The sequence below is a fragment of the Nocardioides alpinus genome, from assembly GCF_900112035.1.
GTDB lineage: Bacteria > Actinomycetota > Actinomycetes > Propionibacteriales > Nocardioidaceae > Nocardioides > Nocardioides alpinus.
The window spans coordinates 34412-47688 of sequence record NZ_FOKC01000016.1; the positions used below are offsets into that span (position 1 = coordinate 34412).

Annotated in this window: 10 protein-coding genes; 4 read left to right on the plus strand and 6 right to left on the minus strand. The window is 63.7% G+C overall.

All coding sequences use genetic code 11. The annotated features are described in order from the left end of the window. Positions 1-22 precede the first annotated feature (22 nt). Positions 23-1726: an FAD-dependent oxidoreductase gene (locus tag BM127_RS20815; protein ID WP_198554436.1), complete on the plus strand. Its 1704-nt coding sequence runs from the start codon at positions 23-25 to the stop codon at positions 1724-1726. An 89-nt stretch (positions 1727-1815) separates the two neighbouring features. Here the strand turns inward: BM127_RS20815 and BM127_RS20820 are convergent, their stop codons facing one another. Further along, positions 1816-2721: a tetrahydrofolate dehydrogenase/cyclohydrolase catalytic domain-containing protein gene (locus BM127_RS20820; RefSeq protein WP_091201947.1), complete on the minus strand. Its 906-nt coding sequence runs from the start codon at positions 2719-2721 to the stop codon at positions 1816-1818. 242 nt (positions 2722-2963) lie between these two features. Between BM127_RS20820 and BM127_RS20825 the strand changes: the two genes are divergently transcribed. Together BM127_RS20825 and purU are read left to right on the plus strand one after the other, a co-directional pair. Beyond that, positions 2964-5414, plus strand: coding sequence for a GcvT family protein (locus tag BM127_RS20825; protein ID WP_091201890.1), 2451 nt, complete (start codon positions 2964-2966; stop codon positions 5412-5414). Next, on the plus strand, positions 5414-6271 hold the full coding sequence (gene purU / locus BM127_RS20830) for a formyltetrahydrofolate deformylase (protein ID WP_198554435.1): 858 nt from the start codon (positions 5414-5416) through the stop codon (positions 6269-6271). The genes BM127_RS20825 and purU overlap by 1 nt, the downstream gene beginning before the upstream one ends. A gap of 138 nt (positions 6272-6409) precedes the next feature. On the opposite strand, the gene BM127_RS20835 is transcribed toward purU, so the two are convergent. The 3 genes from BM127_RS20835 to BM127_RS20845 all read right to left on the minus strand — a co-directional run bounded on the left by BM127_RS20835 (position 6410) and on the right by BM127_RS20845 (position 10477). Further along, positions 6410-7921: a PucR family transcriptional regulator gene (locus tag BM127_RS20835; RefSeq protein ID WP_165357052.1), complete on the minus strand. Its 1512-nt coding sequence runs from the start codon at positions 7919-7921 to the stop codon at positions 6410-6412. 112 nt (positions 7922-8033) lie between these two features. After that, positions 8034-8852, minus strand: a complete 819-nt coding sequence (locus BM127_RS20840) for a TIGR03084 family metal-binding protein (RefSeq protein ID WP_175507471.1) — start codon at positions 8850-8852, stop codon at positions 8034-8036. A 2-nt stretch (positions 8853-8854) separates the two neighbouring features. Next, a complete protein-coding gene (locus BM127_RS20845) occupies positions 8855-10477 on the minus strand; it encodes an AMP-binding protein (RefSeq protein WP_091201894.1) in 1623 nt (540 codons plus the stop codon). 119 nt (positions 10478-10596) lie between these two features. Here BM127_RS20845 and BM127_RS20850 point away from each other — a divergent pair, with 119 nt between their 5' ends. Next, entirely contained in the window at positions 10597-11454 is an 858-nt protein-coding gene (locus tag BM127_RS20850) for a helix-turn-helix transcriptional regulator (RefSeq protein ID WP_129428527.1), read from the plus strand. A 287-nt stretch (positions 11455-11741) separates the two neighbouring features. On the opposite strand, the gene BM127_RS20855 is transcribed toward BM127_RS20850, so the two are convergent. Together BM127_RS20855 and BM127_RS20860 are read right to left on the minus strand one after the other, a co-directional pair. After that, entirely contained in the window at positions 11742-12428 is a 687-nt protein-coding gene (locus tag BM127_RS20855) for a 3-oxoacid CoA-transferase subunit B (RefSeq protein ID WP_091201898.1), read from the minus strand. A 5-nt stretch (positions 12429-12433) separates the two neighbouring features. After that, positions 12434-13276, minus strand: coding sequence for a CoA transferase subunit A (locus BM127_RS20860; RefSeq protein ID WP_091201900.1), 843 nt, complete (start codon positions 13274-13276; stop codon positions 12434-12436). Position 13277 lies beyond the last annotated feature (1 nt).

Here is a 13277-nt window from a genome sequence, read left to right on the forward strand (position 1 = left end):
AGGTTGCGCGGCTGGGTTAAGAATGTCGTCGGCGGCGGGGCTGGGGCCGTCGCGCAACCAACACTTGGTCGAGGGAGTTGAGACGGTGACTTTCGTCATCACGCAAAGGTGCTGTGACGATGCAGCCTGCGTTCCTGTCTGCCCCGTGCAGTGCATACGGCCTCGTCCGGGGGACCCTGACTTCAGCAGCACAGAGCAGCTCTACATCGACCCGCTGAGCTGTATTGATTGCGGAGCCTGTGCAACCGCGTGCCCGGTGGACGCCATCTTCCCAGAAAGTGACTTGCCGCCAGCGCTGACTGACTTCAGCGCCATCAATGCCGAGTACTTTGCGGCCCATCCCCTAATTGACGTGAGCCCGCTTCCCGTGGCTCGTCATCGTCTGCCGCCCGGTCTCCCGACGTTGAGAGTTGCCATCGTCGGGGCGGGCCCGGCGGCGCTGTATGCAGCGATCGAACTGAGCGAGCTGAATGGTGTCGAGGTCACTCTGTTCGAGCGCCTCCCCACCCCATTCGGCCTGGTGCGCGCGGGAGTGGCCCCCGACCATGACGCGACCAAGAGCATCACTGAGCGGCTGGGCCGGGTTCTGGTCCGACCCAACGTTCAATGCCTGTTCGATGTCGAAGTAGGACGCGACGTGTCAGCGGCCGAGCTACTGGAGCATCACCACGCAGTACTGTGGGCGACCGGCGCATCGGCGGATCGCAAGCTCAACATTCCCGGCGAGGATCTCGTCGGCTCAGTGTCCGCGCAGGAGTTCGTGTCCTGGTACAACGGCCACCCTGATAGTGCCGCCCGTGACTACAGTCTGAGCGGCAGACGCGCGATCGTCATTGGCAACGGCAACGTAGCCTTGGACGTTGCGCGCCTGCTTGTCCAGCCAGCGCTCGCATATGCGACAACGTCTGTGTCGGACAATGCGCTGAAGGCGATGGCGACGAGCACGATCGACGAGGTGATGGTCATCGGGCGGCGGGCCCAAGTGTTTGCCGCGTACGGCACGGCTGAGCTGGCGGCACTGACGCGTTTGCCCGAGGTGGACCTGCTCGCTGAGCCAAGCGAGGTCGGCGTCACCGACGACGAGCTTGAAGCAGCCGCGCTCTCCGGCCGCTCATGGGCTCTGGCGCGACGCCGCGCAATCATCGACGACGCGGCAAACCGCACGCCGACGCAGCCGAGACGGATCATCATGCGTTACCGGGCTTCACCGACGGCTTTACTAGGTAACGAAGCAGTGACAGGTCTGGTGGTTGCTGGCCCCGACGGAACGTCCGAGCAGCTCGAGACGTCGCTCGTCATCCGTGCCGTAGGTTTTCGGGGGCGCCCCGTGCCAGGGATGCCCTTCGACATCGAAAGAGGAGTTCTGCCGAACAACGCTGGTCGCGTCGTGGATCCGCAAAACGGTCGCCCTGTTCGCGGGATCTACTGCGCCGGATGGATCAAGCGCGGTCCATCTGGGGTCATCGGCACAAACCGCGTCGATTCCGCGGAGACTGTGACTTCGTTGCTCGAAGACTTCGAGAGGGGAAATCTCAAGGCGCCCACTCACGATACTGGTGCGCTCGTGCGTTTGATACGGGAACGGCAGCCGAACGTGCTCGACGTTGCTGGGTGGCAGCGGATCGATGAGACCGAGTTGGCGGCTGGGCGCGGCCAAGGGCGCAGCCGAGTCAAGTTGCTGACGTGGGAAGACCTCAGAGCTGTGGGCCGTAGCGATGGAGACTGATGCCGCGGGCGGGCGCAGTACTCACCAGCCGACGCAACACTAAGCAGCCGACGGCCGTGGAACGTCGAGGTGGCGAACGACCGGACTCGTCAGGCGGATCGAGAGACCGATGAAGCCATCGCGACGAGCGGCGTTGCGATACCGACTCGGCGCTCTGCTAGCTCAACGACATTCTTCAGCAACATGGCTCTTGTCATAGGTCCTACTCCGCCCGTTGCGCGAGTCCAGCGTCCCGCGACACCTTCAACGTCCGGATGCACATCGCCAAGAATGCCCTCGACCGTTCGCGTGATCCCTACGGAGAGCACGGTGGCGCCAGGCTTGATCCAATAGGGCTGCACGAGGTGGGCCACACCGGCGGCAGCAATTACGACATCCGCCACGCGGGTGTGCGCGGCCACGTCAACCGTTGCTTCGTTGACCATGGTGACGGTCGCGTGCTCGCTCGGACGTGTCAGCATCAACCCCAGTGGACGACCAACCGTAGTACCGCACCCGATGACGCAGAACTGTGATCCCGTGATCGGCACGTCGTTGCCTCGAAGCAGTTCCAAGATCCCACGCGGCGTACAGGGAAGTGTCCCAGGCTGATTGAGAACTAATCGACCAAGGTTGACGGGATGAAGCCCATCAGCATCCTTTTCTGGATCGATCGCGTTCAGCACTATGTGCGTGTCGATGTGCGAGGGAAGCGGAAGTTGGACGATGAACCCGGTGCACCGCGGGTCCTCATTCAGTTGTTTCACTGCGTCGAGCACAGAAGTCTGGGAAGCATCTGACGGGAGGTCGATACGGATCGACTCCACGCCCACTTCGGCGCAGTCGCGGTGCTTGCCGCCCACATAGGAGCGCGAGCCGGGGTCGTCTCCGACGAGGATCGTTCCAAGACCCGGGCGTTGACCGAGCGCCTCAACGGCGGCAATCCGCGGCACAAGTGAGTCCTTAACGCCTCCGGCTGCAAGGTTACCGTCCAGGACGAGGGCCTTTCGGTCCATCAGGTCTGGGCCTTTCTGATACACCGTGCCAGTGGACAGCAATCAAGGATGAAGGCGCGCTGCGCCCTGTTCCCGCGTGCCGAGTTACCGGCGCGACCCGGCACGAGCATGGTTCACCGTTCCTGATTCGACGCGTTTGCACCATTGTTCGATGGCACAGCCGTGGTGCCTCGTGTCGATGCACCGACGCATGGCGAGCGGCGTTTTGGTGCGGCACCGTGCGCGTAACGAAAGGTGGCTTCATGGGAACCCAGCAACTGCCTGGCCGGGCGCAGGTCGTGATCGTGGGCGGGGGCATTATCGGGACCAGCACCGCCTATCACCTCGCTCGTCGGGGGTGGACCGACGTAGTCCTCCTCGAGCGCAACACATTGACATCAGGTACGACCTGGCACGCAGCCGGTCTCGTGACCCAGGCGCGGGGTAGCTGGGGAACGCGTGAGGTCGTGCAGAGAAGCCTCGAAGTGTTTCGGACACTGGAGGAGGACACCGGATTCTCGACGGGCTTCGTCAAAACCGGAACCATCAACTTGGCGACGTCCGCCGACCGGCTTGAGGAAATGAAGCACCTCGCCAGTGTCGTGCGCGGCAACGGCATTGATGTCCAGCTGCTCGACACGGACCGCACTCTGGAGCTGCACCCTCTCCTGAACCCTGACGGGCTCCACGGCAGCCTGCACTTCCCCGAGGATGGGCGGGGCAGTGCCACGGACACGACCATCTCGTTGGCGCGAGGGGCTGCTCAGAGAGGTGTGCGGATTATCGAAGGAGCCGTCGTGACGGACGTGCAGACAGCTGGTGGACGGGTCACCGGCGTTAGCACGACCATGGGCGACATCGAGGCCGAGTACGTCGTAAACGCGGGCGGTATGTGGGGGCGGGAACTCGGTGCGATGGCGGGCGTAGAAGTTCCACTCCAAGCGCTGGCCCACTACTACGTCGTGACCGAGGCGATTCCGGACCTCCCGCGAAACCTGCCCACTGTTAAGAGTGGTGACGAGTACTCCTACGTCAAGGACGAGGCTGGCGCACTGATGGTCGGCTTCTTCGAGCCGGGCAGCTACCCCTGGGCATCGCGTGGGATCCCGGTGACGGATGGCTACATCCAGCTCCCCGAGGACTGGGATCACTTGGGACAGTTCTACGAGAAGATGATCGAACGTGTCCCGATCCTCGCCGATGCAGGCATCAGACTGCACTTCTGCGGACCCGAGAGCTTCACCCCTGATGGGCAGTACCACCTTGGCGAGGCTCCAAACTTGCGCAACTTCTTCGTTGCTGCGGGCTTCAACTCTGTCGGCTTCTTGTCTGGACCCGGCGCCGGCTCGGTCTTGGCGGACTGGATCGTCGACGGGCGCAGCCCGGTGGACCTTCCCGAGACTGATCTGGGTCGCGTCCAGCGCCATGAGACGAATCGTCGCTTCTTAGAAAAGCGGGTCGTCGAGTCGTTGGATCTTGCATACGAGATTCATTGGCCGTTCCAGCAGCGCTCCTCCGCCCGACCGCTGCGGATGAGTCCGCTCTACGAGCCGACGTCACAGGCGGGCGCGGTGTTCGGCGAGCTCGCCGGGTGGGAGCGGGCGAACTGGTACGCGCCGGCTGGCATCGAACGCCGCTATGAGTACTCATTCGACCGTCCCAACTGGTTCGACCACTCGGCGCGGGAACACCGTGCCGTCCGTGAGTCCGTTGGCATGATCGACACATCGTCCTTCGGAAAGCTCCTCGTCCAGGGTCGAGATGCGGTCCACGTTCTCAACCGCCTCTCGGTGAATAACGTTGACACCTCGGTAGGTCGTATCACTTATACGCAGTGGCTCAACGAGCACGCCGGCATCGAGGCCGACGTCACGATTACGCGCATTGCTGACGACCAGTTTCTCGTGTTGTCGGGGCCTGCCACGATCAACCGCGATTGTGCGCACCTTCGGCGGCACATCCGCGGGGATGAGTACTGCACCGTCGCGGACATAAGTGGCAGTTTGGCCATGCTCGCGGTGATGGGACCGCTCGCACGCGACCTGCTCGCGCCGTTGACCGACGCCGATCTGTCCAACGAAAACTTTCCCTTCGGTGCGTCGCGTGAGATCGACCTCGGCCTGACTTACGTGCGTGCCACCCGAGTGACCTACGTCGGCGAACTGGGATGGGAACTCCTCATTCCGGCTGAGAGTGCCCGCCACATCTGGGATGTGCTTCAAGATGCTGGACCACCGCACGGGCTGTCGCCCGTCGGATATCACGCCATGAACTCGTTGCGGCTCGAGAAGGCCTACCGCAGCTGGGGCCACGACATCTCCGCCGCTGACAACCCGACTGAGGCCGGCCTGTCGTTCACCGTGAAGTGGGACAAGCCGTCTGGGTTCGTTGGCCGAGAGGCCCTCTTGAAGGTAAAGAGCGAGGGCGTTGACCGACGTCTCGTGCAGTTCCTGCTGGAAGACACCAATGCCCTCCTCTTCCACGACGAGCCGATCTATCGAGAGGGCCACCTGGTCGGACGAGTGGCATCAGCCCAGTACGGACACGCCCTTGGCGGTGCTGTGGCGCTCGGCTGGGTCCAAGCTCCTGAGATCGTCCCCCGCGGTTGGTTCGAGGCGCAGCCGTACGAGATCGAAGTGGGTGGGCGACGAGTACCGGCCCGGGCGTCTCTCAGCCCTATGTACGACCCCAAGTCCGAAAGGCCCAAGAGCTGATGCACGATCTGATCCTGACCCTCGCCTGCAGCGACAGGCAGGGAATCGTAGCCATGGTGGGAGGCTTCCTGGCTGACCGGGGTTTCACCATCCGCGACAGCCAGCAGTTCGGTGATGAGGAGACCAACCTCTTTTTCATGAGGGTCCACGCGGCACTTCTCCCAGACCGGCCCATCGACTTTCATCAGGTCCGAGCTGAGTTCGGTGAGTCCGTTGGCGAGGTCCTTAAGGCAGATTGGGCGATCCATGATCCCCGTCACAAACATCGGGTGCTCGTCATGGTCTCGCGGCAGGGTCATTGCCTCAACGACCTGCTGCACCGCGTCCGGACTGGCTCGATGCAAGCCGACGTTGTTGCTGTGGTCTCCAACCACGACGACCTCCGAGAGCTGGTGGAGTGGCATGGCATTCCCTTTCACCACGTCCCGGTCACGCCCGAGACCAAGAACTGGGCGGAGACGGAGCTACGGAAGCTGGTGTCGTCCTATGACGCCGAGTCGGTCATCCTTGCCCGATACATGCAGATCCTCTCCAACGAGCTCTGTAAGGATCTTGCCGGCCGAGCCATCAACATCCATCACAGCTTGCTGCCTAGCTTCAAGGGTGCTCGCCCGTATTTTCAGGCGCACGCACGTGGGGTGAAGGTCATTGGCGCGACGGCCCACTACGTGACAGGTGACCTGGATGAGGGGCCAATCATCGAGCAGGACTTCATTCGCGTCGATCACTTGCACTCGGCAGCCGACCTGACCGCCGTCGGTCGAGACCTGGAAGCCCTCGCTCTGGCACGAGCTGTGATGGCGCACGCTGAGCACAAGGTCTTGATGAATGGCACGAGAACAGTGGTTTTCCGATGAGCTACAGGTGGACGATCCCGCCCGAGTGGGATCCCCCAAACGGTGAAACGGACTGGTACCCGGACGCCGTGAACGCTGCGGCGGGAGCACACATTGTCTTGGGTGAGAACTAGCAAGACGGTGAACTCCGCAGGTGGCTCATTCGGCCCTGAGAAGGCTCAAGGTACGCAGCGCCAGATAAAGCTCGGCCTGAACTCCGAAGTCTTGGAGGTCGGCCCCCGTGAGTTTCTCAATCTTTTTGATTCGGTACACGAGCGTCTGCTTGTGAATGTCCAGGCGCTTGGCACCTTCCTGCCATGATCGATTCGCCTCAAAGTAGACCTGCAACGACCGAACCAGCTCCGCATCGTGCTCGTCGTCGTACTGAATCAAGGTGCCAAGAAGGCGTCGCACCACGAGCTCACCCTCTGCGACCGTGTTAGGCATGAAGTAGGACCCGTGTGACCCGTAGACCGCCGAATCGGTTCCGGCCTGCCTAGCACTCTCTAGTGCCCATCGGGCTTCCCGGAACGCGTCCGCGAAGCGAGAAACGGCCGAGAACGGTTGGCTGACGCCCTGCGTTGCGCCGAGGTTCTCGAAGTCGAGCCCCTGCTCGTACTGCTCATGCAGAACGGCAACGAGATGAGTGTCGTCGACGTAGGCATAAAGATGGGGCCACGAGACGAACGCCAAGGCATCCACGACGGGGCTGGACGAGGGATCGTGGCCCTCCGAAGCCGTTCTTGCTCGCCATGCCGTCACTCGCCACGGTCCTGCACCAAGCCCAAGCGCTGCCATCTGGGAAACGGCCGCCTCGGGAGCGATGGTCCCGTTCAACATGTCTCGAGCAAGTCCCGCGGCACGAGCCCTCACCCGCGACGCCCGCGCAGCCCGCCGCTCGACCTCGAATTCTGCGATAGTCGCTGCATGCTGGGCCAGGACGAGGTCTGGGGCTTCTCTGGTCTCAGCTGTCCGCAAAACAAGAGCAGCCGCATCGTTCGTGCCGATAGGCACCAGCAGAGCGGAGACTTGGCCGTCCTTGATGCGATTGAACGCAGACAACTTGCCGTCCTGCCGCGCGACACGATCCAGCACTTCCATGCGAAGTGTCTCTGGAATGTCGCTGCGGCTCGGTAGGAGTTGACGGCCTCGCTTGAGATCCAACACATTGAGGTCCGCACGCAGCTCAGCGGCGCACAGGTCGAGAAGGTCGTCTCCGGCACCCGCCATCTGCGTGCGGCGCAAAATGTTGTATAGCCGCAGCACCCGTGAGGCACGCGAGCTCCCCTGGCCTCCGTTGGCTTCTGCGACGAGGCGTGCGATCGTGACAAACGGGACGCTTCGAGCCGTGAGCAGGATGGGGAAGCCGAGGTCGTCTGCTGTCCTGAGGGCCTCACTCGTCAGAGGCGGTGCGACGAAACCCTCACCAAGGGCTAATCCCGCGATGTTGGCCTGCGCGAGCTCACGGACAAAGTCCGTCTGGCCATCAGGATCAGATGGAAAGCTGTACCCGTCGGTCATCAACAGGTCCCCACTGCCGAGCCAGTTCCAAGGATCCTCGACCTCGCAGGTGTGTGCCCACGTCACCTGCCGGTTGCGCCCGCTTCCGCCGGCGACGAGCCGTGTGCGGACCAATGGGTCCTCGATCAGAGAATCGACGGTGAAGTGCACTTCAACATGGTCCCACGCCATGTGGGTGTCGGGGCTGCGTCCATTCTGGAAGCCCCGAGCAGGGAGCTACGCAATTAGGTAAACGCCTAGGTCGGGCAGCGTGGATGATCTGTCAAGCTTTCGGTACTGTCTTGTTGGGCGACCGCCCGACGCCCGGCTGGCCCGCGAAGGCTTGAGCGATGGTCATCCACCGCTGGGCGTTCTGACCTCTCACCACTAGAGCGGTGTCGGCGATGTGGCAGCGCTGCGTGACGACGAGGCAGAACTCTTTCGCGTCCCCGACCACGGACTCATCTGCATCCTCGGGTCCCCAGGACCACGAAGAGAAGCCGTCAGGAGCCGACAGTTCAACGCGGATGTTGGCATCAGGAACAGACAACCCGCGCGTCCTGAAGCTGTTGGCGAAGGCAAGCACCCCGATGCGCGCCACGTGTGCGAGCCGCGCGGTTGGCTCGCGAGTGACGCCAAACGTGTCGGCGACGTCCTGGCCGTGCGCCCAGGTCTCCACAATCCTTGCCGTGAGCTTGGATGCCAGGCTCATCGGCGGTCCGAACCAAGGCACTCGCGTCGACGGTTCCGCGACGGTCGCGGCGTCGCGGAGCTCTCGATTCTCCGAGCGCCACCAAGCAGTGGTCGCTTCTCCGTCACGCCACTGATTGCCTCGACCGATGCCGTCAATGTAGGCCTGCAGGTCCGTGAGGCCGTCACGGAGCGAGGCGAACTCGACAGGGCTCTGAATACTGAGCCGGGTCAGGTGATCGAAGTGAGCGAGGTGCGACACCTGGTCGTGAACGTTCCACCCCACCGCGGGAGTGGGTGTCTGCCAGTCGGCCCGTGCCAGTCCGTCGAGAATGGGCAAAACCGAGGCCACCTCGTCACGCAGGTCGATCACCAGGGAGGGGACGACGCCTGTTGCAGCTGGAGAGGTCACGATCACAATCCCAGTTCTTGCGCAGAGGTCTCGCGCATCTCCACCTTGCGCACCTTGCCGGTCACCGTCATCGGAAAGTCCTCGACCACTCGTACGTAGCGAGGAATCTTGTAGTGCGCCAGCTTGCCGTGGCAGAACGCCTGAACTCCGGCAGCGTCGAGTGCGGGTGCGCCCGCCTTGAGCCGGATCCAGGCGCAGAGTTCTTCGCCGTACTTCTCGTCCGGCACGCCGATGACCTGAACGTCCTCAACGTTGGGGTGGGTGTAGAGGAAGTCTTCGACCTCACGCGGATAGATGTTCTCGCCACCGCGGATGACCATGTCTTTGATGCGACCCACAATGTTGCAGTAGCCGTCCGTTCGCATCTCGGCGAGGTCTCCGGTATGCATCCACCCTTCGGAGTCGATGGCTTCTGCAGTCTTCTCGGGGTCGTTCCAGTAGCCGAGCATCACGGAGTAGCCGCGGGTGCAGAACTCCCCCGCCTGGCCGCGCTCGACCGTCTCTCCTGAGATGGGGTCGATGATCTTGATCTCTAGGTGCGGGTGGACTTTCCCGATCGTGGCTGTGCGTCGGTCGAGGTCGTCGTCGACGCGGGTCTGGCATGACACCGGAGATGTCTCGGTCATGCCGTAGGCGATCGCCACTTCGCTCATGTGCATGTCGTCGACGCAGCGTTTCATCACCTCCGCCGGGCAGATGGAGCCCGCCATGATGCCGGTACGCAGGGAGGAAAGGTCGTGGTCGGTGAAGGTGGGGTGGTTCAGCATCGCGATGAACATGGTGGGGACCCCGTACACGGCGGTGCATCGCTCTGTCGCGATGGTCCGCAGAGTGATTTCCGGGTCGAAGCCTGGCGCTGGAATCACCATGGTTGTGCCGTGGGACGTGCACCCGAGGTTGGCCATCACCATGCCGAAGCAGTGATAGAAGGGCACCGGGATGCAGAGACGATCTTCCGGTCCTAGTTTGATGAGCTCGGTCGTTAGGTAGCCGTTGTTGAGGATGTTGCGGTGGCTCAAGGTGGCGCCCTTGGGGCGACCGGTCGTTCCTGAGGTGTACTGGATGTTGATGGGGTCGTGCGCCTCAAGCGACTCGAGGCGTTGCGCGACCGCGTTGTCCCCGACGTAGGAACCTTCTGCGACAAGCGTTGCCCAGTCCGCCGTGTCGAGGAACACCACCCTCTCGAGGGCGGGGCACTCGTTCCTGGTCTCTTCAACCATCGCACGGTAGTTGCTGGTCTTGAATCCGGTCGCGGCGATCAGCATCCGCATCCCGGACTGGTTGACTGCATACGCGAACTCGTGGGTTCGATAAGCGGGATTGATGTTGACCAGCACGATGCCGAGCTTGGCCGTGGCGTACTGCACGATGGTCCATTCCGCGCAGTTCGGTGCCCACATGCCGACCCGGTCGCCCTTCTCGATGCCGGCGGCCAGCAGTCCACGGGCGAAGGCGTTCACATCGGCGTCGAGTTCGGCCCATGTCCAGCGTCGATTGCTGGCCACCTCGACGAGTGCCTCTCGGTCGGCGTGCGCAGCGACCGTCCGCTCGAAGTTGGCACCAATGGTTTCTTCCAAAAGGCGACCCTCACCCAGAGCGCTCTCGTAGGCCGGATTGTTCGTCATGTCTGGACTTTAGATACGACCATGATGCGGAGACACCTCCGATCAGAGGTGCGGTCGAGGCCGCGATGTTGCATGCTTGACGTGGCGCCTGTCACACAACCTTGGGCTAGGAAGGAGGCGTGCCTGTGCCGTCGGCGATCGAGTTGGTACTTACCCGTCTGGCTCCGGCCTTGCCATCGTGGCGCAGCGTCGCTGGGACCAACCTGGCGTTTGGGAGCATCGTCGACCCAGAGTCCGGAACAGGCCGGATCCTTTGTGTTGTAGGCGCGAAGACGCAGGCGCTGAATAACCTGGAAATAGTCACAGGCACGGGGCTCGGGGGAAGGGCGCTGGCCCTATCGCGGCCGACGAGCGTGGCCCGCTACGAGTCCGCAAGAGGTATCACTCACCACTACGACCATGCGGTGCGCAGCGAAAACCTGGTCACGGCGGCGGCGGTTCCCATCGTGGTCGATGGAAGGCCGCGGGCGGTCGTATACCTGTGCAGCACAGCCGAGCTCTCCCTGGGTGATCGCTGGTTCGACGCTCTCGATCCCCTCCGGCGGCGCCTTCAGCACGAGATCCTCGTCGAGGATGCGGTGCACGCTCGCCTGGCACAGATGGCCACCCAAGTCCCCCCGCAGTCGGGACCGGGGGCCGCCGAGCTTGCTGCTGTCGTCCGGGAGCTTGGGGATCTGTCTGAGGAACTGGCCGACCCTGCCGTCGCTGCGCGGCTAGAGCTGATCCGGCAGCGACTGGGAGGTGGTCCTTCCGTGCGTCGCGGCGCCGTGCTGCCGGATGGGACGCAGTTGACCCGCAGGGAAATGCAGGTGTTGGTCGAGGCTGCGCGCGGGCACACGAATCGGCAGATAGCGGAGCATCTTGGGCTGCTCCCCAACACGGTCAAGTCGTACCTGCAAGACCTGATGCGCAAACTGGGATGCGCCAACCGGGTGCAAGCGATCGCCTACGCACGCGATGCTGGCTGGATCGGCTAGGCCTGAGCAACCCGAAATCGTCGCCGATCAGACGCGCCGCCCCATTGATTTGGGCGGTGCTTCGGCAGCGCTCGCGCATCGTGGGCACCGTTCACCCTCCAGTGTTTCGAATGGCAGGGTCAAGAACTTGTTCCACGACAGCGCGGACTTTCCACACAGCGTGATCGTGGTGCCCATCTCCTTGCCGTGGACAGGCGGTACCGGCATCTTCACGACATGACCGTCGATTGCGTGTGCGCTCGAGAAGGGTGCTGTCGCAACTGCGGTGGAGATGCTTTGCGGGGACATCATGGTGTCACCAAAAGAGGTTGCGTCTTCTCCCGCACCTCGTCCTCGGTGACGCCGGGGGCGAGCTCGACGAGCCTGAGCGCGCGGTCGCCGAGGGTGCCCGACGGCGCGACCTCACCGGTCGCGGGGTCGATCACGTCGATGACCGCCAGGTCGGTGATGATCCGCTGCACGACGCGCTTGCCGGTGTAGGGCAGGTCGCACTCCTCGAGGATCTTCAGCGACCCGTCCTTGGCGGTGTGCTCCATCAGCACGATCACCCGCTTGGCGCCGTGGACCAGGTCCATCGCGCCGCCCATGCCCTTGACCATCTTGCCGGGGATCATCCAGTTCGCGATGTCGCCCGCGGCCGAGACCTGCATGGCGCCGAGGATCGCGGCGTCGATCTTGCCACCGCGGATCATTCCGAACGACTGCGCGGAGTCGAAGAACGACGCCCCCTTGCGCAGCGTCACCGTCTCCTTGCCCGCGTTGATCAGGTCGGGGTCCTCCTCACCCTCGAACGGGTACGCCCCCACCCCGAGGATGCCGTTCTCCGACTGGAGCACCAGCTCCACGTCGTCGCCGACGTAGTTGGGCACCAGCGTCGGCAGGCCGATGCCGAGGTTGACGTACGACCCGTCCCTGAGCTCGGAGGCCGCCCGTGCGGCCATCTCCTCACGCGTCCAGCCCGTGCTCCCTGCCATCCGGATCAGCCTCCCAGTCCGTGCGTCGCAACGTCGTCGACCAGGGCGTCCCCGGCCGAACCAGCCCTCGCGGGCTCGGGTCGGGGCCGCGTGGTGACCTTCTCGATCCGCTTGTCCTTCGCCTGCTCCGGGGTCAGCGCGACCACGCGCTGCACGTAGACCCCCGGGGTGTGTACGTCGTTGGGGTCGAGCTCGCCGGGCTCGACGAGCTCCTCGACCTCGGCGATCGTGACCCGCCCGCACATCGCGGCGAGCGGGTTGAAGTTGCGCGCGGAGTCGCGGTAGACGAGGTTGCCGTGGCGGTCGCCCTTCCGGGCCCGCACCAGCGCGAAGTCGGCCACGATGGCCTCCTCCAGGACGTACTCCCGCTCACCCTCGGCCGTGCTGAAGACGCGCGTCTCCTTCGGCGGCGAGGCGACGATGACGTTGCCCTCGGTGTCGTACTTCCACGGCAGGCCGCCCTCGGCGACCTGCGTGCCGACACCGGTCGCGGTGTAGAAGCCCGGGATGCCCGAACCTCCCGCGCGCATCCGCTCGGCCAGGGTCCCCTGCGGCGTCAGCTCGACCTCGAGCTCACCGGAGAGGTACTGCCGGGCGAACTCCTTGTTCTCCCCGACGTAGGACGAGATCATCCGCCGCAGCCGCTTCGCGAACAGCAGCCGACCGAGGCCCCACTCGTCCACCCCGCAGTTGTTCGAGACCGCCTCCAGGTCGGTCGTGCCGGCCTCCAGCACCGCCTCGATGAGGACCGACGGAATGCCGCACAGTCCGAAACCGCCAACCGCGAGCCTCGCACCGTCCGGAATGTCAGCCACGGCAGTGTGGGCGTTCTTCACAACCTTGTCCATG

What these genes read in the sequence shown, in the direction of transcription:
- BM127_RS20815 (WP_198554436.1), top strand. Translation starts at nt 23, where the DNA reads ATGTCGTCGGCGGCGGGGCTGGGGCCGTCGCGCAACCAACACTTGGTC.
- BM127_RS20820 (WP_091201947.1), bottom strand. Translation starts at nt 2,721, where the DNA reads ATGGACCGAAAGGCCCTCGTCCTGGACGGTAACCTTGCAGCCGGAGGC.
- BM127_RS20825 (WP_091201890.1), top strand. Translation starts at nt 2,964, where the DNA reads ATGGGAACCCAGCAACTGCCTGGCCGGGCGCAGGTCGTGATCGTGGGC.
- purU (WP_198554435.1), top strand. Translation starts at nt 5,414, where the DNA reads ATGCACGATCTGATCCTGACCCTCGCCTGCAGCGACAGGCAGGGAATC.
- BM127_RS20845 (WP_091201894.1), bottom strand. Translation starts at nt 10,477, where the DNA reads ATGACGAACAATCCGGCCTACGAGAGCGCTCTGGGTGAGGGTCGCCTT.
- BM127_RS20855 (WP_091201898.1), bottom strand. Translation starts at nt 12,428, where the DNA reads ATGGCAGGGAGCACGGGCTGGACGCGTGAGGAGATGGCCGCACGGGCG.
- BM127_RS20860 (WP_091201900.1), bottom strand. Translation starts at nt 13,276, where the DNA reads ATGGACAAGGTTGTGAAGAACGCCCACACTGCCGTGGCTGACATTCCG.